Annotated in this window: 31 protein-coding genes and 1 rRNA gene; 22 read left to right on the top strand and 10 right to left on the bottom strand. The window is 29.5% G+C overall.

What is annotated here, in order from left to right:
* Nucleotide 1: 1 nt before the first annotated feature.
* The 8 genes from ACNI3D_RS01770 to ACNI3D_RS01735 all read right to left on the bottom strand — a co-directional run bounded on the left by ACNI3D_RS01770 (nucleotide 2) and on the right by ACNI3D_RS01735 (nucleotide 4,024).
* Nucleotides 2–244, bottom strand: coding sequence for a hypothetical protein (locus tag ACNI3D_RS01770; protein ID WP_419767271.1), 243 nt, complete (start codon nucleotides 242–244; stop codon nucleotides 2–4).
* Nucleotides 245–253: 9 nt separating this feature from the next.
* Nucleotides 254–1,498, bottom strand: a complete 1,245-nt coding sequence (gene dcm, locus ACNI3D_RS01765; protein WP_419767270.1) for a DNA (cytosine-5-)-methyltransferase — start codon at nucleotides 1,496–1,498, stop codon at nucleotides 254–256.
* A gap of 650 nt (nucleotides 1,499–2,148) precedes the next feature.
* Nucleotides 2,149–2,289 (bottom strand): hypothetical protein, encoded by a 141-nt coding sequence (locus tag ACNI3D_RS01760; RefSeq protein WP_419767269.1) that lies wholly within the window; start codon nucleotides 2,287–2,289, stop codon nucleotides 2,149–2,151.
* Nucleotides 2,290–2,321: 32 nt separating this feature from the next.
* Entirely contained in the window at nucleotides 2,322–2,600 is a 279-nt protein-coding gene (locus ACNI3D_RS01755; protein ID WP_419767268.1) for a hypothetical protein, read from the bottom strand.
* A 1-nt stretch (nucleotide 2,601) separates the two neighbouring features.
* Nucleotides 2,602–2,862: a hypothetical protein gene (locus tag ACNI3D_RS01750; RefSeq protein WP_419767267.1), complete on the bottom strand. Its 261-nt coding sequence runs from the start codon at nucleotides 2,860–2,862 to the stop codon at nucleotides 2,602–2,604.
* Nucleotides 2,863–2,883: 21 nt separating this feature from the next.
* On the bottom strand, nucleotides 2,884–3,093 hold the full coding sequence (locus ACNI3D_RS01745) for a hypothetical protein (RefSeq protein WP_419767266.1): 210 nt from the start codon (nucleotides 3,091–3,093) through the stop codon (nucleotides 2,884–2,886).
* Nucleotides 3,086–3,259 carry a hypothetical protein gene (locus tag ACNI3D_RS01740; RefSeq protein WP_419767265.1) on the bottom strand — a complete coding sequence of 58 codons (174 nt, stop codon included), beginning with the start codon at nucleotides 3,257–3,259 and terminating at the stop codon, nucleotides 3,086–3,088. Before ACNI3D_RS01740 ends, ACNI3D_RS01745 begins: the two co-directional genes overlap by 8 nt.
* A 3-nt stretch (nucleotides 3,260–3,262) precedes the next feature.
* Nucleotides 3,263–4,024 (bottom strand): hypothetical protein, encoded by a 762-nt coding sequence (locus tag ACNI3D_RS01735; RefSeq protein WP_419767264.1) that lies wholly within the window; start codon nucleotides 4,022–4,024, stop codon nucleotides 3,263–3,265.
* A gap of 609 nt (nucleotides 4,025–4,633) precedes the next feature.
* On the opposite strand from ACNI3D_RS01735, the gene rrf reads away from it, so the two are divergent.
* Nucleotides 4,634–4,749: ribosomal RNA gene (gene rrf / locus ACNI3D_RS01730) — 5S ribosomal RNA — on the top strand.
* Nucleotides 4,750–5,435: 686 nt separating this feature from the next.
* Here rrf and ACNI3D_RS01725 read toward each other — a convergent pair.
* Nucleotides 5,436–5,618 (bottom strand): hypothetical protein, encoded by a 183-nt coding sequence (locus ACNI3D_RS01725; protein ID WP_419767263.1) that lies wholly within the window; start codon nucleotides 5,616–5,618, stop codon nucleotides 5,436–5,438.
* 337 nt (nucleotides 5,619–5,955) lie between these two features.
* Here ACNI3D_RS01725 and ACNI3D_RS01720 point away from each other — a divergent pair, with 337 nt between their 5' ends.
* Nucleotides 5,956–6,135: a hypothetical protein gene (locus tag ACNI3D_RS01720; protein WP_419767262.1), complete on the top strand. Its 180-nt coding sequence runs from the start codon at nucleotides 5,956–5,958 to the stop codon at nucleotides 6,133–6,135.
* Nucleotides 6,128–6,793 (top strand): hypothetical protein, encoded by a 666-nt coding sequence (locus ACNI3D_RS01715; protein ID WP_419767261.1) that lies wholly within the window; start codon nucleotides 6,128–6,130, stop codon nucleotides 6,791–6,793. Before ACNI3D_RS01720 ends, ACNI3D_RS01715 begins: the two co-directional genes overlap by 8 nt.
* A 119-nt stretch (nucleotides 6,794–6,912) precedes the next feature.
* Here the strand turns inward: ACNI3D_RS01715 and ACNI3D_RS01710 are convergent, their stop codons facing one another.
* On the bottom strand, nucleotides 6,913–7,533 hold the full coding sequence (locus ACNI3D_RS01710; protein ID WP_419767260.1) for a S24 family peptidase: 621 nt from the start codon (nucleotides 7,531–7,533) through the stop codon (nucleotides 6,913–6,915).
* Nucleotides 7,534–7,631: 98 nt separating this feature from the next.
* On the opposite strand from ACNI3D_RS01710, the gene ACNI3D_RS01705 reads away from it, so the two are divergent.
* The 19 genes from ACNI3D_RS01705 to ACNI3D_RS01615 all read left to right on the top strand — a co-directional run bounded on the left by ACNI3D_RS01705 (nucleotide 7,632) and on the right by ACNI3D_RS01615 (nucleotide 19,548).
* Nucleotides 7,632–7,859: a hypothetical protein gene (locus ACNI3D_RS01705; RefSeq protein WP_419767259.1), complete on the top strand. Its 228-nt coding sequence runs from the start codon at nucleotides 7,632–7,634 to the stop codon at nucleotides 7,857–7,859.
* Complete coding sequence (locus tag ACNI3D_RS01700; protein WP_419767258.1) at nucleotides 7,856–8,356, top strand: phage regulatory CII family protein; 501 nt, start codon at nucleotides 7,856–7,858, stop codon at nucleotides 8,354–8,356. The genes ACNI3D_RS01705 and ACNI3D_RS01700 overlap by 4 nt, the downstream gene beginning before the upstream one ends.
* Nucleotides 8,357–8,358: 2 nt before the next feature.
* On the top strand, nucleotides 8,359–8,505 hold the full coding sequence (locus tag ACNI3D_RS01695; protein ID WP_419767257.1) for a hypothetical protein: 147 nt from the start codon (nucleotides 8,359–8,361) through the stop codon (nucleotides 8,503–8,505).
* 131 nt (nucleotides 8,506–8,636) lie between these two features.
* Nucleotides 8,637–9,572, top strand: coding sequence for a hypothetical protein (locus ACNI3D_RS01690; RefSeq protein ID WP_419767256.1), 936 nt, complete (start codon nucleotides 8,637–8,639; stop codon nucleotides 9,570–9,572).
* The gene (locus ACNI3D_RS01685; RefSeq protein WP_419767255.1) at nucleotides 9,569–10,177 is read left to right on the top strand and encodes a hypothetical protein; all 609 of its coding nucleotides are present in this window, start codon (nucleotides 9,569–9,571) and stop codon (nucleotides 10,175–10,177) included. Before ACNI3D_RS01690 ends, ACNI3D_RS01685 begins: the two co-directional genes overlap by 4 nt.
* On the top strand, nucleotides 10,174–10,554 hold the full coding sequence (locus ACNI3D_RS01680; protein WP_419767254.1) for a hypothetical protein: 381 nt from the start codon (nucleotides 10,174–10,176) through the stop codon (nucleotides 10,552–10,554). Before ACNI3D_RS01685 ends, ACNI3D_RS01680 begins: the two co-directional genes overlap by 4 nt.
* A complete protein-coding gene (locus tag ACNI3D_RS01675; protein ID WP_419767253.1) occupies nucleotides 10,551–10,892 on the top strand; it encodes an HNH endonuclease in 342 nt (113 codons plus the stop codon). The genes ACNI3D_RS01680 and ACNI3D_RS01675 overlap by 4 nt, the downstream gene beginning before the upstream one ends.
* Before the next feature lie 95 nt (nucleotides 10,893–10,987).
* Nucleotides 10,988–11,548 carry a P27 family phage terminase small subunit gene (locus ACNI3D_RS01670; protein ID WP_419767252.1) on the top strand — a complete coding sequence of 187 codons (561 nt, stop codon included), beginning with the start codon at nucleotides 10,988–10,990 and terminating at the stop codon, nucleotides 11,546–11,548.
* Entirely contained in the window at nucleotides 11,538–13,172 is a 1,635-nt protein-coding gene (locus ACNI3D_RS01665) for a terminase large subunit (protein WP_419767251.1), read from the top strand. The genes ACNI3D_RS01670 and ACNI3D_RS01665 overlap by 11 nt, the downstream gene beginning before the upstream one ends.
* Before the next feature lie 258 nt (nucleotides 13,173–13,430).
* The gene (locus ACNI3D_RS01660; protein WP_419767250.1) at nucleotides 13,431–14,630 is read left to right on the top strand and encodes a phage portal protein; all 1,200 of its coding nucleotides are present in this window, start codon (nucleotides 13,431–13,433) and stop codon (nucleotides 14,628–14,630) included.
* Nucleotides 14,623–15,357: a head maturation protease, ClpP-related gene (locus ACNI3D_RS01655; protein WP_419767249.1), complete on the top strand. Its 735-nt coding sequence runs from the start codon at nucleotides 14,623–14,625 to the stop codon at nucleotides 15,355–15,357. The genes ACNI3D_RS01660 and ACNI3D_RS01655 overlap by 8 nt, the downstream gene beginning before the upstream one ends.
* A complete protein-coding gene (locus tag ACNI3D_RS01650; protein ID WP_419767248.1) occupies nucleotides 15,354–16,493 on the top strand; it encodes a phage major capsid protein in 1,140 nt (379 codons plus the stop codon). Before ACNI3D_RS01655 ends, ACNI3D_RS01650 begins: the two co-directional genes overlap by 4 nt.
* Nucleotides 16,494–16,502: 9 nt before the next feature.
* Nucleotides 16,503–16,901: a hypothetical protein gene (locus ACNI3D_RS01645; RefSeq protein WP_419767247.1), complete on the top strand. Its 399-nt coding sequence runs from the start codon at nucleotides 16,503–16,505 to the stop codon at nucleotides 16,899–16,901.
* Nucleotides 16,902–17,462 carry a head-tail connector protein gene (locus ACNI3D_RS01640; RefSeq protein ID WP_419767246.1) on the top strand — a complete coding sequence of 187 codons (561 nt, stop codon included), beginning with the start codon at nucleotides 16,902–16,904 and terminating at the stop codon, nucleotides 17,460–17,462.
* Nucleotides 17,462–17,779 (top strand): phage head closure protein, encoded by a 318-nt coding sequence (locus tag ACNI3D_RS01635; protein ID WP_419767245.1) that lies wholly within the window; start codon nucleotides 17,462–17,464, stop codon nucleotides 17,777–17,779. Before ACNI3D_RS01640 ends, ACNI3D_RS01635 begins: the two co-directional genes overlap by 1 nt.
* Nucleotides 17,776–18,255: an HK97-gp10 family putative phage morphogenesis protein gene (locus ACNI3D_RS01630; protein ID WP_419767244.1), complete on the top strand. Its 480-nt coding sequence runs from the start codon at nucleotides 17,776–17,778 to the stop codon at nucleotides 18,253–18,255. Before ACNI3D_RS01635 ends, ACNI3D_RS01630 begins: the two co-directional genes overlap by 4 nt.
* The gene (locus ACNI3D_RS01625) at nucleotides 18,252–18,614 is read left to right on the top strand and encodes a DUF3168 domain-containing protein (RefSeq protein ID WP_419767243.1); all 363 of its coding nucleotides are present in this window, start codon (nucleotides 18,252–18,254) and stop codon (nucleotides 18,612–18,614) included. The genes ACNI3D_RS01630 and ACNI3D_RS01625 overlap by 4 nt, the downstream gene beginning before the upstream one ends.
* A 9-nt stretch (nucleotides 18,615–18,623) precedes the next feature.
* Nucleotides 18,624–19,100 carry a hypothetical protein gene (locus tag ACNI3D_RS01620; RefSeq protein WP_419767242.1) on the top strand — a complete coding sequence of 159 codons (477 nt, stop codon included), beginning with the start codon at nucleotides 18,624–18,626 and terminating at the stop codon, nucleotides 19,098–19,100.
* A 61-nt stretch (nucleotides 19,101–19,161) separates the two neighbouring features.
* Nucleotides 19,162–19,548: a hypothetical protein gene (locus ACNI3D_RS01615; protein ID WP_419767241.1), complete on the top strand. Its 387-nt coding sequence runs from the start codon at nucleotides 19,162–19,164 to the stop codon at nucleotides 19,546–19,548.
* The last annotated feature ends 39 nt before the right edge of the window (nucleotides 19,549–19,587 follow it).

Genomic DNA, 19,587 nt, shown 5'->3' with positions numbered 1-19,587 from the left:
GCTACTTTCTCCTTAAACTTATACATCTAGGCTCTTTGCCTTCTTCTTTAATCCATTGCTTAACTTTTTTACCTTCATAAGTCCGTCTTAGTATTGAACACTTAGAATACTTTGAACATTTTAAGCAATTAATATCTTCAAAATACAAGCCCTCACTTCCATTACTTGGAAAGTATGGCTTTGAGTTTTGAGGTACTTCTGGGATATTTCTTTTTTGTTTGGGATTTTCTCCAAATAAGTTCATATCTTCTCCTTAAATAAAGTCAAATAAGCTAGTTGGACTAACTACCTCTTGCTTTTGATACAATGCTCTTAATATATGTCTCATAACTGTTACATTGATTGCATTTCCTGATATTTTGTATGCTTGTGTATCTGATACTATTAATATAATATCTTCATCTTTTAACCCTTGAAGTCTAAATGTTTCAAATGGTGTTAATCTTCTAATCATAAAGTTATAGATAACTCCAATATTCCCACTACACTCTAAAGTCTGTGCATAACCTTTTCCTACTCTTCCTCTTCTTATAGTTGAAGTAGGTCTTGATAAGTTTATGCAGTCATAGTCTTTTGCAGTTTCATATCCTGATTTTGTATTTGAGTTGATAAAGTAGCCTTGTGCATATCCATGAGTGCCACTTGTTAATGTATTTGATACACCATCTACACTCACTACGCTACTCGCTTGTGTATTTTGATTTATATATCCTACTTTTATATAATCATCAGTTGATCGATTACCGGATACAGTATTTAAACATGCAGCAACTTTGTCTCCACTTGTGGGATTAAAACCAAATCCATTACCTCTTTCCTGGTGTCTCTCTTTATGTGCAATAAACCCATCAATCATTTTTTGAGATAAAAAGTATTTCTCCGGTACCCACTTTTGAAGAACATCTTTAAGTCTTAATTCAAGTGGTATTTTTTCAGGTGTTTTGTATCTATGGTAAGCATTTACATCAAGAAAACCAATTATAAAAATCCTATCTCTATTTTGTGGATCTCCATAATCTTTTGCATTCATTCTTGATAAATGAATATAATAACCTTGTTTTCTAAAAGTGTCACATACAAGTTTATAATCTGCTCCACCATTTGAGGATAAAAGCCCGACTACATTTTCAAAGATGAAAACTTTTGGTTTCATTTCTTCTTGAACTCTTGCACCATGAAAGAAGTGTGATGATTTACTTCCTGTAAGACCTTCACGATTTCCACTAAGTGATAAATCTTGGCAAGGACTACCCCAAACAAATAAATCAATAAAGAATAAATACTTTTTTGCACATAGTTCTTTGATGTCATTATAAAATGTTTTAGGCTTACCATGAAACTTAAGATACTGTTGCCTTGCATATTTATCCCACTCACAAGCAAAGATTATCTCATGCTTTGTATTCTCATATTTAAGAGCAAATTCAACAGCAGCAAGTCCACCACTAAAAGCAGTTGCAACTCTTAGTGGTAGATTTGGTTTCTCATTTATACTCATAGTTTGTTCCTTGATTGTTTTATAAAGTTGGGTTTCGCCATGGCGAATGGGAAGGGAAGCGAAAGAGGTACTTGTATTTTCTAAAATTTAGAGTAAAAATATGAACTGCTTAAGCTAGTTTTCAATTAAGACACCTATCATTTTTTAAAATTTAACAAATCCCCTACCCCCAAATTGTTTCGGAGTTTTGTAAAATTTAATTTACACCTTACCTTCAATTTTCACTAAGTGAATTTAGAATGTAGTAAATATTTTGAAAGGAGCTATCATGTAAAGATATGGATTAAAATAAACAAAATGTGTTTTTTAATAATTTTGAGAATTTCATTTTTGTTATAATCATTTGGTTTTAAAAATATGAAATATGGGCCTTCAAAACTATGGCATAATAAAAGATTTGCTTTTAAAAAGTTGCCTTAAAAAAATGAAATTTGTTCAAATTTAGATGTGGTAATAAAATTTACCTTTTTCTAAAAACTTATTTATAGTCATAATCCTCTCCTTATATAATCTAAACAAAGCCTTGATACTCAAAACTCAATTTAAACTACATTTGATATAATCTTCAAGCACTTTTTAGTGTAAATTACAGATTTAAAGTTAAGAATATGAAGAGTTTATGGCTCTTCATAATTCTTTCTATTTCACTATTATTTTTTCTTTTTCGTAGCCATTAATAAGTGTCCTATCGCTCTATCTATTTGCACTCTTCTTTTACCTTTAACCTCTTCTCTACATTCAAATAGACTTTGAATACTTTTTTTTAAAGCTTTTTCTACTGACTTTTTCATACTTTTTCCTTTTATATTTTTTACTTAATTCTTTAATATTTTTCTGCATCCGTTAGAGTGATATTCGATTTTTCAATAAAATCATCAACCTTCCCATATCCTTCTATGAAATCAGTTTCTCCTCTTATCAAGTACCAACCAATATTTGCCTCGTGTTTTTCTTCTCTAGTTTCAAACCTATCGAAATCCAAATCATTAGAAACTTCATGGAAATGCTCTTCATATGCATCCATTAACTCTTCACTTAAGAACCCTTCTTTTATTTGAAACTCAATGTTTACTTCTATTTTTAAATCCACTTTTTTACACATCTTATTTCCCATCCTTTTCAATATCAAAATAACCAAGTACATTCAACAACTTAGTATATGTTTTGGTGTTTTCTTTTGTAACTTTAATTAGCTCTTTAGTTTGCTTATATTCTTTTTCAAACTGTGATACTTCCATTGCTACTTTTACGACAAGTAAGATAACAAGTATGCTAAAGAGCATATTGAAAAAATCTTTTTGTCTATTTAGTCTTTTTACTCTTCTACCTACTGCATCATCTATTGTTATTTCTATTTTTTCCATTTACAGTTTTTCCCCTTTTTTTTAATAATCATCTCTAAATATATAACCACAGTCTTTACACTCTTCTTCATAGATGGTAACTCCACCACAAAGAAAGTTATAAGAACTGCACTTTGGGCATTTTGATTTTTCTTTTATTCTAATATCAACATTAAAAAGTGTATTATCAGGTTGATTTTTTACATTTTCAATCTTTAGTAATAAAAGATTTAATAGCTTTTGCTTATCCATTCACTCTCCTTATATATAAATCTTTTAATGTTCCTAATCTGACTCCATTTGGTATTAATAATGGATTTTGTTTTTCTAAATCTTCCTCTTCATTTGTTCTCTTTAGTTCCTGCAGCTTATATGGTTTTGTGATCGGTTTACTTTTTATTATGATTGCTTTGCACATGGTTTATCCTTTCTTTAAATACATTTTGTATTTTTTATTTTCGATTCCAGTTATTGCAGTTCTAATCATTTTAAGAAGACTAAATTTATTTACTATCTCTTTAATATGTGTACCTATAAAACTGTAATCCTCTTCATAATCTTTTGAATAGATTTTTACTTTCTCATGTGTTTCTGTTCTACCATTTGCAAACAAATCAAGTTCTAAACCATTATTACAAGTGATAATAAATTTGTACTCATTAAATTCTCTTCTATCTTCATGCTCTTTATCTAAAATAGTGAACTCAAATTTTGCTGTTTTTACTTCATCAATATACTTTTCATTATCAAGATATATTAAAAGCTCTTTGAAATGTTTAACATCTAAGACCTTATCCCAAATCGACATTGAGTTTAAGTACAATTCATACAATCTATCATCATCTTTATATTTATCATAGAAATATAATTTATCGGATTTAATATCTTTCATATCAAATAAAATATCAGTTACATAATTTTCCCATGCTCCGAATTTTTTATCTCTAATAATTTTAAAATCTTTATCCCTTTCAAAAGTTACAACTTCATCATTTAAAAACTCTTCTAGTTCTTCTGATGTGTCTAATTCTTTTCCTAGCTTTTTGCCCTCTATTGTATCTTCATAAATTTCATCATTTAAAAACTGTTGTCTTATTGTTTCTGCTCTGTTTTTAATTAATTGATAAGTCTTTTCCAAATTATCTAATTTTCTTAAATCTTCATTGTAATTCTTTCTTAGCATAATTTAATCCTTTCATTTTTATAACTGGTTTAAATTCTAATTCTCTTGTTTTTCTTTTTCTAATTAATACCTACTTATCAGGGCATAAGATTTTATTTTTTTTACTCATATTTATCCTTTATTTTTTTGGTCCCGACATTCATGTCGCTACCAAGTTTTATTCCATATAAAAACCACCACAGTATTAAAAAAAATCGAAATCATCCTTTGTATTTGTAGTTTTGTGGTGGCTTATATATAGAATAGAGTCTTTTTTTTAAATAAGTTCTTCTATAAATATGTATAAATATTTATAAATAGTATTACTTTTTGTAATTTTTCTGTGTAAATACTTCACAAAATGAATGATTTTATAAAGTTACCCAGTGTGTTATAACAAATGTATTGACAGTGCACACAAAATTCTATATAATCCGTGTACATCAGAAGTTATTTCTTAGAGATTATTATTTAATATTTTCGTGGAATTAACTTGTTGTTCATGTTAGTTCATTTTTAAACTCCTAGGAATGTAAGAAGTGAAGATCTTACAGATACAGAGGTATTTAATCATTTAGAACACACAAAAAAGCGACTAAAGGGCCATTCGAAAGAATGGCTTTTTTTTTGCCTTGTTATTATTGAGTATTGGAAACACCTAGCTCCATTCCGAACCTAGAAGTTAAGCAATACATCGCCGATAATACTGCTTTTTTCAAGAGTGGGAATGTAGGTCGTTGCAAGGTTCAGTCGCTCAGCTTGTGTGCCTTTATAAGGCTGAATTAGTTTTTTAAAGGAAAATAACTAATGATTAATTTACCAACATTTTTAGGGAATAGAAATATTGCCCTAATTTTAATCTGTATAATTATAGCGTGGTGTTCGTATATCGGATTACCATTAATTTTAGGTACTTGTCTTACTCGCTATGTAGGAAAAGTAACAAACAAATCACTAGCTAGTGCTTTGATTAAAACAGTTATAGACTTTCTTCACAATTATTTATAACTGTCCCGACTTCGGTCGGGTTTTATATCCACTATTGAATTATCTAATATATAAATAACTCAAATATAAATAGCTCCAGCACTTTTCTTTTCTTTATGTATTACACATAAGAGAACCTTTGATATAATTATTTTGCTACAAACTTATATATAAAGGCTCACTTATGGATAATCCTTTGGCTAAATTAAATATTGATTACTGGTACCATGCAGTAACAGTATTATCAGGAGTTATACTTTTTTTCTCTCTCTTTATTGAAATTCAAGAAACAAGTAATAGCTTAGTACAACTTGTTTCATTAGGTTGTTTTTTAATTGGTCTTGGCGAATGGATAAATCATCCACTACAAACCAAACTCCACACACCAAATGAATTCATGCCAACAGGTGGCATTACATCAGGTCATCCTAGAAATAACAGATTTTTAGGTATTTGCTTTGTCATGATTGGAATTCTTCTTCTTTTTATAGGGTTTATTAGTTGATGTTTCTTCTTCTTTTTCATATACAATTGTTCCATCATTTTTGTGTCCATTACTAATTGCTATCATAAAAGCAATACCAAACATTGCTATACCAAATGCAGCAATTCCATCTCCTATGGTCATAATTTCTCCTTTATATTTATATAATTGAACTATAAAATCTATAACTCAAATATATAAATATTCCAACTCTTTTTTTTCTTGGTGAGCTGTACATAACCTCAATAAACAAAATCACTCTTTAACCTCTTTGGGCGAATGATACCTCCTAGATGATGTTTATCTTCATCTTATAGTTGGGGATTTTTAACATTGGATTGTTTTAAGAACTTCACTTTAAATATTAGTGATAATGAAATAATACAATTTGTATTCTTTGAGTAAACTTAAATTAATACAATATGTATTAATAAATATTTTTTATGATATAATTTAAAAAATATTTAATAAAGGTAAAGTAATGAGAGAACAAGATAAAATAATAATTAAAGATATTGATGCTAAAATAGATATATTAAAAAAGCATATGTTAAAAGGTGATTTTAAAATAAATAAAGAGAGCAAAGTTATAATAAATATGATTAAAATCAAAATAAATGAATTAGATGCCATAACAAGATTGGTAAAAACAGATGAATAAAACAGTTGAAATTATAAGAAATCTTTGTAAATATGAAAATAAAGATGAATCACTCCATGAAGTGTTTAAAAAAATTTTTGAAGAAAAGAACCAAATAGAACTTTTGAAGAAAAGAGCTCTTATAATAGAAGAGTGTGAGAGAGTCTTAAGAGTGATTGGGGCAGATGAAGATAGTTTAAAAGATATATATGAAGTGCTTTCTTTTCCAAATTTAAATTTGAGATTAAGAGATGTAAAACCTATCTTAGCTACTAAAGATGCAAATCACGCATCAACTGTATTTGCATTTTTTGAAAATATTGAAAGACCACATGATGTTGAAGACATAGTTAAATTTTCTGATGAACTTAGAGATGAAGCTGAAAACGATACCGAAGTCACTGATGAACAAAGAGTTATCATATTTGGGATTTGTGATGCAGTGGATGCAGCAAAAAAAGAGCACTCAATAACTGGAAATAATGCAATTAAAAAACTTTATGAGATACTTCTTGGGAAAATCTATCTGTACAAAATTGAACTTTCAAGTATAAAGAGTAAAGAGATACAGTATAAGTTAGAAAAGGTTTATAAAAAAGTAGAAGAGCTTAATAAAGTGATGGGTTTTTTACTAAGTATTAAGAATAATGTAAGTGAGTTTATTGGATTCTTTTCTTGATATTTAGTTACTTGTCCACCACCAAACAATCAAAATAATCCAAAGTATAGCACTTATCATAAATCTATATTTTAAGTGATGGAAGTTCAAGTATATAATCCTTTTCAACCTATATATTATTAAAATTCTCGGTATGAACCAATAACTTTTGCCATAGAAAGTTCTATAATATCATCACAATGTATATTAATAACTTCATAATCACTATTTAAGGGAATTAGCGAAATAATAGTTTCATTTTCATTTATTTTATATTTTTTAACACCGCTATCTTCATCTAATTTATAATGTACAATATCTCCACTATTTATATGTACTTTAGATTCTGATAAACAATATAAAATATCACCATTCGCTATTTTAGGAAGCATACTATCACCTTCTACTTTTACTGCATACATTCCTTCTTTATAAATATTGTCAGGAACATTAATAGGCTCATATCCATTTAAATCATAAATTGCAGGTTCGCCACAGTGAGCAAGACCAATTAATGGAATCTTTTTATTCATAGTTAACTTTTCTTCTCCCCAAAATAAATCATCATATGAAATTTTTAAAACTTCAACAAGTTTTCTTATTGATTCTTCTTTTGGAAATCTAGTACCATTTGCCCAGTGAATAACAGTACCTTTTGTTACTCCTAATAGTTCACCTAAGTTTTCCCCAGTAATATTTTTATGATTCATAATTCTTCTCAAATTATATGCAAATTGAAAATCTTCTAATTTTTTTTTCAAAATAATTCCTTCTTATAAAGTACAAATTGTATCAATTTTAAAAATACATTATGTATTAATTTAAACTTTCTTTAAAGATACATATCGTATCATTCTTAATGGAAAAAAATAAATTAAAAGAAATTTTGCAAATTTTTTACAAAACTTCAACTGTTAATGCAATTGTTAGGGGTGAAAGAAAACCTTCTTATGAGATTATCTTAACTCTTAATAATGATTTTAATATCCCATTTGATTCATGGAAAGATATTAAATCATATATTAATGAAACTATAACAGATGAAGAAAAAGAAAGTAAATATCCAAGCAAGGAAAAGGTGTCATGAAAGAATATAAATTTAAAAAAGATTCTAAGGATTCTAGGTTTTTATCACTATTTAGAAAATCTTTTAATAAAGATAGATTAAATAATAGTTTTACAGTAGCAGAAGCTGCTCATGAGTTAGGCATGAGTGAATCAACTTATGAAGCTAAATTGAAACCCTCGAACAACGAGAATGATATAACAGTAAGCGAATGGAATCAACACTTAGAGCTATGTGGAGATTTTTCTACTTTGGAGTATTTTGCAGGAAAACATGGCTTTGAACTTAAAAAGCTAGATGTACTAAAACATAGTAAAAATACAAATGAAATAAATATTCAAGTAGATGTTGCAATGATAGAGTTTGGTGAAGCTTTCAAAGAGTCAAAAGAATCTCTTATGGATGAAAAAGTAACTATGAAAGAAAAAATCAAAAGTATAACAGAAATAGACGAAGCAATAAAAGCACTTCAACAGCTGAAACAAGACTTTGAAAACAAAGAAACAGAGGAGGAATAGTCATGTGGTATAGAACTTGTCATGGTAGGGTTTGGATTCCTTGTGAAGAAACAAAAGAGTTAAAGAAACTAACTCAACTTATAACTAAAATGAGAACGAAGATGATACAGGCTTTAACAATTCCAAAAGAGGTGATGCAGTGTAAATAATTAGTATCTAAAAACTATTTAATCATACCGTTGATTTTTAATCAAGTCCTTCTTGTGTTGATACTAACACAGGAGGATAAAGCAGTTTATAAAAAAAGCTAAAAAAAAGAAGAAATTTTTAAGAGGGAAATATGAAGTATAAAATCCAAGTTAGCCAAGACCAAGCCATACAATTAGGTATAAAGAATATAAATCAAGCACATATATTTGACTTATTGACTACATCTGCTGTTTGGGCAAAAGCTGTAGCAATAGACAATGAAATATATTATTGGGTAGCAAGACAAACTATATGTAGTGAATTGCCTCTTTTAAATTTAAAACCTGATACAACTTATCGACACTTAAAAAGTCTTGAAACTTTAGGACTTATTGATTATGTTAAAAGTGGAAAAAGAGACTGTATCAAGATAACTGAATTGGGAAAAAAATATCACTCAAGCAATACAAATGATAAACTCGGAAATAAATCCGAAAAAATTGAAGAAGATAATAACAACGATATAACTAAAAATAGTAAAAATGACTATTATAACGATAGTAATAATCTAAATATAGACAAAAACACTATGTCGGAAATAAATCCGAATAATGAAAATGACACTATGTCGGAAATAAATCCGAATAAACTCGGAAATAAATCCGAAAATAACTCGGAAATAAATCCGACATATCCTACTACTATACATTATCCCTCTACTATATTATCACACTATGAAATTAAGCCTAAAGACATAATCACTTTTTATTATAAAAATATCTCACAACTACAAGAAAAAATAAAAGAAATAAAATCGATAAATGCAATGGCATTACTTCCACCTGAAGATAATCTTCAAATGCTTTTAATCGGATTAGAAAACTATTCTAAAGTTTTACCAGTTGATGAAAAATATATTAAATCACTTTTAAATTTTATTCAAGATAGAGCTTATAGAGATTATCAAGTAGCTAAAGAATTGAAACCAACACAAGGTAATAATAAAACCAATGACATGATTAAAAGTTATTTTAATAATCATAACCAATCTGATAAAGATATAGAAGAAGCGAGGATAATATCATGAGTATAAGACCAGATGATTTCGTAATATATATAGCAGAGTTGTTGAATATAAAAACAGAAAGCCAATTTACAATTGCAGATATGATTGAGGATATTAAGACAATACCTGTCGATGATTTACCAAAGTTTAAAGACTTTATTAAAAATAATTTTAGAATGGAAAAGTACAATTTTATGAATGGTGTTCAAAAGTTTAATAGTTTGAAACAAGACTTTGATTATTACACAAGACCTAGATTATCTGATAGTTCTAAAAAGAAAGTAGAAAATTATTCAGAATATTTATTTAAAAAAACATGTTGGTTGATGGATAGAATAGCTTGGCAGATTGAGGCAGAAGGTAAAGATATTAGAGATTTCTGTATGGAAAAAACAAAGGCAGGTGATAAATTATATTTTTCTGAATCTGATTTAAAATATCTTTTTAAGATTGGAGATAAGGTTGTAATATTTAATTTAGTTAAGAGAAATAAACCAAAGTTTGAAAGTGAGTTATTGAAAGTGATAACAGTACAAACTCTTATCAAGTATGATCCACGAAATCAAATAGAAAATAAAACACAAGACCAAAAAATCTTAGAACAAATCAAAGCGAGAAGTGCATGAATAATTTACCAAAAGACTTATTAGACTATGCAGGAGAGATAACTGCAAAGTATCCTGAGGTATCAAAGAAGATTGTATTGGAGATATTAGAAAATGCTCCACAAAAGATAGATAAGAAAGCATATGAGTTAGCTTTTGTTGTTCAACAAAAATTAGGATTAAGTTGTGGATATTTTTCTAAAGCACATAATAGAAACATAGATATTAAAGCTGATATTATCAAAGAAGGAACTTTTCTTTTTGTCAAATTGGATTGTGATATTAAAAAGTTATTAGATGAAAACTATATCTGCTGCAAGATAACACAAGAAGAAGCTGATAGTTTTATTCATACTGTTTGGTTGACTAAAAATACATTGTTAGGATTTTATAAATGAGTAAAAGAATATGTCCTATACATGGATTATTTGAACAAGAAGCAAATTATAAAGGCTGTCCACAATGTAGAAAAACTAGTGCAAAAGTTTATGATAAAACTCAAAGAAATCAAGACTCAAATAAATTTTATCATAGTAAAGTATGGAAGAATAAAAGAGAACAAGTATTAAATAATAGTCCATTTTGTGTTAGTTGTAAAAGACCTGCTGAAATGGTTGATCATATAATTGCAATAAAAGATGGTGGAAGTAAACTAGATGATGATAACTTACAACCGATGTGTAATAGTTGCCATAATATTAAAGAAAATCAAGAGGGAAATAGATGGAACAAGTAAGAGGGGGGTGGTCTTTTTTCTACAGTAAGAACTGTCTGAACACCGAGCATCCTCACAACTTTTTACACAAACCATTCTCGAGGGGTAGGGTATAAATGGAAAACTTAGACAAAATCAAAGATAGAGTTGAAAAAACAAAAGACTCTTATCGTGCCATAGCTAAAGATTATAACACTAGTCACACTCAAATCGCAAATTTTGTCAAAAAATATAATTGGGATACATCACATCGAAATTCCAAAAAAGTTTCCAATTTACAAGAAAAAAAGCATGAAAAAATACTTGGTAAAACTGCCTTAAGAAAAATGGATGAAATAAAAAATGAACTAGGGAATCAGTACTCACCGACAGATGAACCTATGATAATAATGGTTGCTAAGAGTTATGAAGAATATCTTTATCTTGCAGAACAAGTTCAAATAGAAGGATATACTTTACGAAGTCTTAAGACAGGTGGAACATATCTAAATCCAACATTTAATGCATATCAAGCTGTACAAAAAAATCTTATAACAGTATCAAATCAACTTGGGCTTTCAATATCAGCTAGAAAAAAACTTGGACTCAAATTTGACAGACCAGGACAAGAACAAAAAAGTATCTTTGATGTAGTTGCTGAATTAAATATGGATGATGAGGATCTAAATGATATTTGATGGTGAAGAGTTAAAACCATATTATGAAAAAACTTTTGAACGACATCAAAAGGACCTTTTAGCTGTTGAAAATGGAGAAAAACCACATCTTAGATTTAATAAGAAATTAGGAATAGCTTATATCAAAATCATAGAGCAGCTAAATCATTATAAAGGTGAATTCGCAGGACAAAATATAAAACTTGAAGCATGGCAAAAGAAAGCTATTGTGATTGCTTTTGGTTGGGAAAGATTAAATGACAAAAACAGATGGGTAAGAAGATTTAATACAGTCTTTTTCTTTATACCTAGGAAAAATGGTAAAACCCTTCTTGCCTCAGCTATTACAATAGCAGATAGTATAATAAGATTTGAAATAGGTGGGGAAGTTATTATATTTGCTACAAAAAACAAACAAGCAAAACTTGCATGGACGGGTGTAGAAAAAATGGTAAATGCTCATAAGGATTTAAAAGAGGATTGCATGACTTCTTATGGTGTTATTACTATGAAAAAAACTGATACTACATTTTCAACTCTTGGAAGAGATAGCGATACAGAAGATGGAAGTAATCCAACAATAGGTGTAGCAGATGAATATCATGCCCATCCTGATAATAGTTTGTTTGAAGTTGTAGAAAGTGGTCAGGGTTCAAGAATACAACCACTTATGTTATCAATTACTACAGGTGGATTTAAACTTATGAGCCCTGCTTTCAATATGTATGAATATGGGAAAAAGATATTAGATGGTGCAATTGAAGATGATACCTTTTTTGCTTTTATTGCAGAACCTGATAAAGATGATGATCCATTTGAAGAAAAGACTTGGATAAAAGCAAATCCAAACTATGGAGTATCTGTATCAAAGGATTATATGCAAAGACAAGCAAAGAGAGCATACGAAAGACCAGAGACAAAAAACAACTTCTTAGTAAAGAATCTAAATATATGGACCAATGCAGCAGAATCTTATATTCCTATCCATGAATGGAAAGAGTGCGAGGGTAAACTAGCAGATGAAACAAATATCAAAAAAGTACAAGGGTTTGATTTATCTGTTACAGATGATTTTACAGCAAAAGCTAAAATCTATAAGATAGATGATATTTACTATTTAAAGATGAATTACTATATACCAAAAGATAATGTACTTGAAAGAGAGCGAACTCTTAAAGTGCCACTTTTATCATGGGTAAATCAAGGATATATAACAGCAACACCTGGTAGTACTATTGACTATGATTATATTTATAATGATATTGAAGAAGATATCCCTGATACCAATGCAGTTGTATATGATGCATACAAAGCAAAACATCTAGTAAAGCGTATAGTTGATAATGGTTTTGAAGATTGCATCCCATTAAGACAAGGATATATCTCTTTAACTTCTCCTACTAAGTTTTTATTGGATCTTGTTAAGAGTAAAAAGCTTATACATAATGGAGACCCTGTTACTACTTGGATGATTTCAAATCTTACTATTTTATTTGATGCTGCAGGAAATATCAAACCTGATAAAACAGACCCAAATAGAAAAATAGACGGACCAGCTGCTATTATAAATGCACTTTCTTATTATGAAGCCACAGAAGAAAACAAAGAATCAGTTTATGAAACTAGGGGATTACGGTCTCTTTAGACAAATTTACAAATTCTTTTCCAAAACTTTCCAATGTCCATCGGGATGGACGGCAATTTTGTATGATTCTCTCATGGAAAAAATAAAACTATCAATCGCATTACTTTTTTTGTTTGTTCTCCTTTCAATAGTATTTAGTATTGGAACATTTTTTATTTATGCTAAAGCATGTACTTATGTGTTAGGTATATCATTAATTGTTTCAGTTTTATTGGTAGTTTTATTTTTGACTTTTGCTAATAAAGCAGAGGTTACAGAATGAAGAAATTCTTAAACTCATTTTTAGGAGCTGAAAATGTAAATATTAGTACAAGTGATACATCAGGGATTAGAAGTTTATTTGGTCGTTCAAGTAGAATCTCTCCTGCAACAGCACAAAGACTTGTAAATGTTTTTGGCTGTGTAAATATAAAAGCAAATGCCTTAGCAGTTATACCTATAAAAGTTTATAGAAGAACAGAAACAGGAAAAGTAGAAGCTAGAAAAAATCCTTTATATAAAATCCTAAGATATAAACCAAATCCTAACTTAACAGCTTTTGAGTGGAAAAAGATGTTAAGTCAAGATTTAGACCTAAGAGGAAATCACTACTGCCAAATCATATTTAATAGAGATGCAAGTGTAAAAGCACTTTATCCTTTAAAAGCTGACTTGATGAAAGTAACATGGGGACCAAATAGAACTAAAATCTATACCTATGATAATAAAAAAGTTCCTGATTATCAGATATTACATCTTATGGATGTACCTGATTCAGAAGGACTTATTGGTCTTACAAGAGTTGAAATAGCAAGAGAAACTTTAGAATATGCAGATAACACAAGTAAACATGGAAATAGAGTATTTAAAAATGGTGTATCTATTAGTGGTATTTTTACTAAAGAGACTGGAACTCTTACTGAACCTGCATTTAAAAGATTAAAAGATGATTTAGAAGATAAATTTGAAGGTGTAGGAAACGCAGGTAAAACTATGCTTTTAGAAGAGGGTTTAAAATTTACACCAGTTGAGATGAAAAATACAGATGCCCAATGGATTGAATCAAAAAAATTAAATAGAGAAGAGATAGGAGTACTTTTTGGTGTACCTGTTGATATGTTAAATGATTCTACAAATACAGCATATGGAAATCTTGAAGAAAAATCACAAAGACTCTATACGGGTACATTATTACCAATCATTATTTTATGTGAAGAGAGATTTAGATTAAACTTTTTACTTACAGAAAAACAAGAAGATGAAATATCAATCAAATTTAAATATAACGCACTTATGAGAGCAGATACAAAAACAAGAGGTGAGTTTTATAAAACTATGCATGGAATAGCAGGTTATAGCTCAAATGAGATAAGAGGTTTTGAGGATGAAAACGGATATGAAGGTGGCGATGAGTACTTCATGCAAACATCATATAACACAGTTAAAAATATTATAAAAAAAGGTCAGAATAATGAATGAATTATTACTTAATGATGAAATTGGTGATTGGGGAATATCTGCACAAAGATTTATTTCTCTATTAGCAGGGATGGATGGAGATGTAACAGTTAAGATTTCTTGTCCTGGTGGGGATATTTTTCAAGGAATAGAAATATATAACGCTCTTAAATCATACGATAGAGGTCAAATCCATGTAGTTATTACAAGTTTAGCTGCATCAATGGCTTCATATATTGCACTTGCAGGAGATACTATTTCAGTATATGACAATGCAACATATATGATCCATAACGGTTGGTCTTTTTGCGTAGGAGATCATAGAGCTATGAGACATACTGCTGATATTTTAGAAGGTTTATCTTCTATTCTAGCTAAAAAGTATATTTCTAAAACAGGTAAGAAAAAAGAAGAGATTCAAAAACTTATGGATGATGAATCGTACTTTTATGGTGATGAAATCTTAAAAAATGGTTTTTGTGACAGTATTATATCAACAGAAACAGATACTACAAAGCAGGAGGCTATTTCATTAAGTAAAGAGCAGTTTAAAGGGTGTAGTAAACATATGTCGGAAAATTTTAATAAAGATGAGTTCGTGCAAATGGCTGCAAAACTCACTAAAGATGGATTCCTTGCACAAGTGCAAGATGATGTTGAAGTTTTGGGGAATCAGGTGGCAGATACTGCTGAACACGAAAATAGATTAAGAGAAATAGAAATCATAAAAAAAGGAATGAACCTATGAGTTTAATTAAGTTAATAGCTGCGAGAGCAGAAAAATTTGAAGCAATGGAATCGTTGGTAAAAAACAACCCAACTATGGATGAGACTGTAAAGGCTCAATATAACCAAACAAAACAAGAGTTTGATGCATTATCAAGAGATATTGATATTTCAAAAGCAAAAGGGGATATGGATTCTTTTAAAGAAGAGGGTGTTTTACCTGCTGCCACTGCAAGAGCTATTGCAACTCCTGAGTATAAAAAAGGTTTCAACGCATATATTACTGGTGCTGAATTAGGTGATTTTAGAGCAACAATGACTGTTGGAGTTGATGCCGATGGTGGTTATATTGTTCCTGAAACATATCAAAAAACTGTCCTTCAAAAGTTAATTACATTTTCAAGAACAAGAAGTATTTCAACAGTATATGCAACTGAATCAACAAAAAATATTCCAGTTGAAGGTGATGCTCCTGCATTTACATGGATTGATGAGGGAAATGACTATGGTGTAACTGACTCAAAATTTGGAAATAAACAAATTGGAGCATGGAAACTAGGTGGTATTATTAAAGTATCAGAAGAGTTACTTCAAGACAATATGATTGATTTTGATGCATATATGTCTGGACAAATTGCAATTGGGATTGATAAAGCAGAAGCACCTGCTTTTTGTAGTGGTGATGGTACAAAAAAACCATATGGTTATTCAACTGGTCTTGTTGCAACAACTGAAACAACAACTGCAGCAGTTAATGCAATCACAGAAGATGAAATCTCATCTATTTTTTATGCACTTGGTGAAGCATATAGACAAAGAGCAACTTGGAGATTTAATAGTAAAACTCTTAAAAAGATTAGAGCTATTGAAAACGGAAATGGTCAAAAAGTTTTCAAAGATGAAATTAAAAATGGAACTTTAGAAGGTAGACCATATATTATTGATGAAAATATGCCTGATATGGGTGCATCTGCTAAATTCTTAGTATTTGGAGATTTTACATTTTATCACATTGCTGATAGAGGTGATATGTCTATTCAAAGATTAAATGAAAAATATGCAGACCAAGGTATGGTAGGGTTTAAAGTTAGAGTTAGAGTTGATGCAAAAAGAATGATAGATGAAGCATTTGTTGTAGGACAAAACGCTGCAGCGTAAGGATAAATCATGTTGAATGTCGAATTTTTACAGGGAATGAGTGGTGAAAAAGTTTTCAAAGTCAATTCTAAACATGACTTTGGAAACAAAGAAGCTATTAGATTGGTTGCAGCAGGTATTGCAAAACCAACTAATAAAAAAGCATATGAGACAGCTCTTAAAGAAATTGAAGAAGAAGAAACTATTCAAAAAGAAAAAGAAGAACAAGCTGCAGCAATACTACATAAAGATGAACTTGAAGCTGAGAGATCAAAACTTCAAATAAGAGTGGATGAAATCACTCACTCTTTAGGTGATGGTGAAAACTATTATAAATCATATGCAGGATTAGGTGAAAATAATGATAATGCTAATGACAATAAAAAAGATGATTTATCAAAAGATAACAATGAGGGAGAAGGTAAATAGATGTTAGTTCAAATAGTAGCACCAATATCACTTGACAAAGTTTTAAAACTAGATGATGCAAAATCTTTTTTAAAAGCTATTGGAAATAATGATGATGCAAATATACAAGAACTAATTAAATCAGCAATCAAAGAGGCTGAGGATATTACAAATAGACAGTTTGCAGATGCTACTTATGAGCTATATTTGCCTTGTATTCATTCTCATGAAATAAAACTTCCAAAAAATCCGATTATCTCAGTAGATAAAATTGAGACAATGGACCTAGATGGAGTTTATCAAGAGGTGGATTCAAGTACTTATTATCTTTATGAAAAACATGAAGTTGGGATTATTTATTTTGAAACAATCCCTTCTCTTGGGAAAACACATAAAAAAGCAGTAAAAATCACTTTTAAGTGTGGTTATGGGGATAATTTCCCTGAGGATTTAAGAAATTGGCTCAATGTTAGAGTATCTACATTAAATGAGTACAAAGAAGAGTTAGTAATAGGGACAATTGTTGCTAAAACAAATCATGTAAATAATGTACTTGATAGATATAAGATAAGAAGTTTGTGATGAGAGCAGGTTCTTTAAAACATAAAATTGAGTTTATATCAATGAAAAGTGGACGGGATGATTATGGCTCACCAACTCAAATCCCAGAATCATTTGAAATGGCTTGGTCAAATATTATTCCAATATCTGGAAGTGAAAAATATATGAGTAATCAGCGTTATTCTGAATCAACTCATAAAATCAAATGCAGATACATACCTGGTATAGATACGAAGATGAGTATTAAATATGGTGATAGAACATTTGACATTATTTCAGTAATAAATGTAGGTGAGAGAAGTAAAGAACTAGAAATCATAGCAAAGGAAATATTGTGATTGATTCAGAATTTAAAGGACTAGAAGAAGTTTTAAAAGGGCTTAAAAATCTTCCTAAAAATATTCAAAAAAATGTAATGAATGGTGCAGTTAGAGCAGGGTGTAAACCTATTGTTGATGATGCTCGTTCAAATATTGAAAATGATGATACAGGCACATTAAAAAAAGCAATAGGTGTTGTAAAAATCAATTCTAAAAATAAAAATATTATTAGTTTTGCAGTTGCTCCTTTAACAAAAAAAATGCATAAGATTCAAGATAGGAAAAATGAAAAACATTATAACTACTCAAATATTGTTGAAGAAGGAAGAAAAGGAAATAATTGGGCACGAAAAGAGTATGGAAGTTCAACATCAGTTCCTTCTCCATTTATGAGACCTGCATATGAACAACAAAGTAGACAGTCAATAGAAGCCACAGGTAAATATATAGAAGAAAGACTTCCAAGAGAAATTGAAAAGGCTAAAAGAAGATGAATTTTATAAATGATTTAGTAACGCATTTAGAAAATGACGCTGATATAAGCAATCTTATTGGAGAAAATATATATCCAAAAGTGATGCCACAAGGGTGTAGTAAACCTGCGATTGTTTATACCATTGTCAATGATGAAGATATTCAGTCATTACAAGGGGAAGTAAGCTATGAAGATGTAGCAATTCAGTTGGACTGTTACAGTTTCAAATACGGCGAAGCTTTTGAGTTAAAAGTTGCTGTTAAAAAGGCTTTGTATGAGTTTAAGCATTATCCATATGATTTAGTTTCTAGGGATATGCCTTATGAAGATGATACAAAACTTTATAGACAGATGATTGAATTTAAATTTAATATATAAGGAAAAAAGATGGCTAAAAGTAAAGCACCTAACGCAAGTGGGATTAAAATTTTAGTAGATACAGTTACAGCAGGTGTAGCTGATGGTTCACCAGTAGCAATTGGACATGTAGATTCAGTTGGAACAATTGTAGATAAGTCAAGAGATACTACAAAGTATACTCCTATGAATGATACTCAATATGATGAGATTATTGCTCTTGGTTCATTATCACAAGCTGCTTTTTCTATGAGTGTATTATATGATCCTGAGGGAAGTGAAGGGATTAATATTCTTGAAGATGCAATTGATGCAAATAGTGATGTTCAAATTATTATTGAGTTAAATAATAAGATAGATGCAACAGGAACAGGTACAACTATCAAACAAATTTGTGGAGTATCTAACTTCAAAGTTGATGGTGAGAAAAACGGAAAACTTAAATCATCTTTCAATGCTGAAAGAATTGGTTTAGCAACAGTTGCTGCTGCAACAGCAGGAGTATAAAAGAGGGGTTTTAGTAGTTCCCCTCCCAAATACTACATAAAAAAACTACAAGGAAAATATTATGTCAGATAGAAGTATGTTAAGTGATTGTTTTTTAAAAGATGAAGTTATTAAGCCTCAAGTTCTTGGTGGCAAAAAAAGTTTTAAAATTAGACAACTTTTAATATCAGAAGTTGAAATAGTAGAAAAACTAATGAGAGAAAAAAAGCAAAAAGAAGCAGTTCATTATGCTGTTGAGTGTTCTATGGTTGAACCTACATTTTTTACAGATGAAGAGTTGAAAAAACTTAATAGTGTTGGACAAGCTTTAATTTTTGAGATTTATAGTGAGATTCCTATGATTGGAAAATCAAAAAAAGAAAAAGAAGATTATAAAAAGCAATTAGAAATCCAAATAAAAGAGACTGCTAAAAAGCAGTTAAGTGAAGAAGATATTGAAAAAAAGTAAAAGAGGAACAAAAGTTTCTCTTTAAATTAGCATTGAACT

This window comes from Arcobacter siniprincipis (SeqCode) (assembly GCF_048571125.1).
Taxonomy (GTDB): Bacteria; Campylobacterota; Campylobacteria; order Campylobacterales; family Arcobacteraceae; genus Arcobacter; species Arcobacter siniprincipis.
The sequence above is the reverse complement of the archived record's forward strand: the minus strand, read 5'-3'. Positions and strand labels throughout refer to the sequence as shown.

Excerpts from the sequence above, each read along its gene's own strand:
- ACNI3D_RS01770 (WP_419767271.1), bottom strand. The coding sequence starts at position 244 with ATGAACTTATTTGGAGAAAATCCCAAACAAAAAAGAAATATCCCAGAA.
- dcm (WP_419767270.1), bottom strand. The coding sequence starts at position 1,498 with ATGAGTATAAATGAGAAACCAAATCTACCACTAAGAGTTGCAACTGCT.
- ACNI3D_RS01760 (WP_419767269.1), bottom strand. The coding sequence starts at position 2,289 with ATGAAAAAGTCAGTAGAAAAAGCTTTAAAAAAAAGTATTCAAAGTCTA.
- ACNI3D_RS01755 (WP_419767268.1), bottom strand. The coding sequence starts at position 2,600 with ATGTGTAAAAAAGTGGATTTAAAAATAGAAGTAAACATTGAGTTTCAA.
- ACNI3D_RS01750 (WP_419767267.1), bottom strand. The coding sequence starts at position 2,862 with ATGGAAAAAATAGAAATAACAATAGATGATGCAGTAGGTAGAAGAGTA.
- ACNI3D_RS01745 (WP_419767266.1), bottom strand. The coding sequence starts at position 3,093 with ATGGATAAGCAAAAGCTATTAAATCTTTTATTACTAAAGATTGAAAAT.
- ACNI3D_RS01740 (WP_419767265.1), bottom strand. The coding sequence starts at position 3,259 with ATGTGCAAAGCAATCATAATAAAAAGTAAACCGATCACAAAACCATAT.
- ACNI3D_RS01735 (WP_419767264.1), bottom strand. The coding sequence starts at position 4,024 with ATGCTAAGAAAGAATTACAATGAAGATTTAAGAAAATTAGATAATTTG.
- ACNI3D_RS01725 (WP_419767263.1), bottom strand. The coding sequence starts at position 5,618 with ATGACCATAGGAGATGGAATTGCTGCATTTGGTATAGCAATGTTTGGT.
- ACNI3D_RS01720 (WP_419767262.1), top strand. The coding sequence starts at position 5,956 with ATGAGAGAACAAGATAAAATAATAATTAAAGATATTGATGCTAAAATA.
- ACNI3D_RS01715 (WP_419767261.1), top strand. The coding sequence starts at position 6,128 with ATGAATAAAACAGTTGAAATTATAAGAAATCTTTGTAAATATGAAAAT.
- ACNI3D_RS01705 (WP_419767259.1), top strand. The coding sequence starts at position 7,632 with ATGGAAAAAAATAAATTAAAAGAAATTTTGCAAATTTTTTACAAAACT.
- ACNI3D_RS01700 (WP_419767258.1), top strand. The coding sequence starts at position 7,856 with ATGAAAGAATATAAATTTAAAAAAGATTCTAAGGATTCTAGGTTTTTA.
- ACNI3D_RS01695 (WP_419767257.1), top strand. The coding sequence starts at position 8,359 with ATGTGGTATAGAACTTGTCATGGTAGGGTTTGGATTCCTTGTGAAGAA.
- ACNI3D_RS01690 (WP_419767256.1), top strand. The coding sequence starts at position 8,637 with ATGAAGTATAAAATCCAAGTTAGCCAAGACCAAGCCATACAATTAGGT.
- ACNI3D_RS01685 (WP_419767255.1), top strand. The coding sequence starts at position 9,569 with ATGAGTATAAGACCAGATGATTTCGTAATATATATAGCAGAGTTGTTG.
- ACNI3D_RS01680 (WP_419767254.1), top strand. The coding sequence starts at position 10,174 with ATGAATAATTTACCAAAAGACTTATTAGACTATGCAGGAGAGATAACT.
- ACNI3D_RS01675 (WP_419767253.1), top strand. The coding sequence starts at position 10,551 with ATGAGTAAAAGAATATGTCCTATACATGGATTATTTGAACAAGAAGCA.
- ACNI3D_RS01670 (WP_419767252.1), top strand. The coding sequence starts at position 10,988 with ATGGAAAACTTAGACAAAATCAAAGATAGAGTTGAAAAAACAAAAGAC.
- ACNI3D_RS01665 (WP_419767251.1), top strand. The coding sequence starts at position 11,538 with ATGATATTTGATGGTGAAGAGTTAAAACCATATTATGAAAAAACTTTT.
- ACNI3D_RS01660 (WP_419767250.1), top strand. The coding sequence starts at position 13,431 with ATGAAGAAATTCTTAAACTCATTTTTAGGAGCTGAAAATGTAAATATT.
- ACNI3D_RS01655 (WP_419767249.1), top strand. The coding sequence starts at position 14,623 with ATGAATGAATTATTACTTAATGATGAAATTGGTGATTGGGGAATATCT.
- ACNI3D_RS01650 (WP_419767248.1), top strand. The coding sequence starts at position 15,354 with ATGAGTTTAATTAAGTTAATAGCTGCGAGAGCAGAAAAATTTGAAGCA.
- ACNI3D_RS01645 (WP_419767247.1), top strand. The coding sequence starts at position 16,503 with ATGTTGAATGTCGAATTTTTACAGGGAATGAGTGGTGAAAAAGTTTTC.
- ACNI3D_RS01640 (WP_419767246.1), top strand. The coding sequence starts at position 16,902 with ATGTTAGTTCAAATAGTAGCACCAATATCACTTGACAAAGTTTTAAAA.
- ACNI3D_RS01635 (WP_419767245.1), top strand. The coding sequence starts at position 17,462 with ATGAGAGCAGGTTCTTTAAAACATAAAATTGAGTTTATATCAATGAAA.
- ACNI3D_RS01625 (WP_419767243.1), top strand. The coding sequence starts at position 18,252 with ATGAATTTTATAAATGATTTAGTAACGCATTTAGAAAATGACGCTGAT.
- ACNI3D_RS01620 (WP_419767242.1), top strand. The coding sequence starts at position 18,624 with ATGGCTAAAAGTAAAGCACCTAACGCAAGTGGGATTAAAATTTTAGTA.
- ACNI3D_RS01615 (WP_419767241.1), top strand. The coding sequence starts at position 19,162 with ATGTCAGATAGAAGTATGTTAAGTGATTGTTTTTTAAAAGATGAAGTT.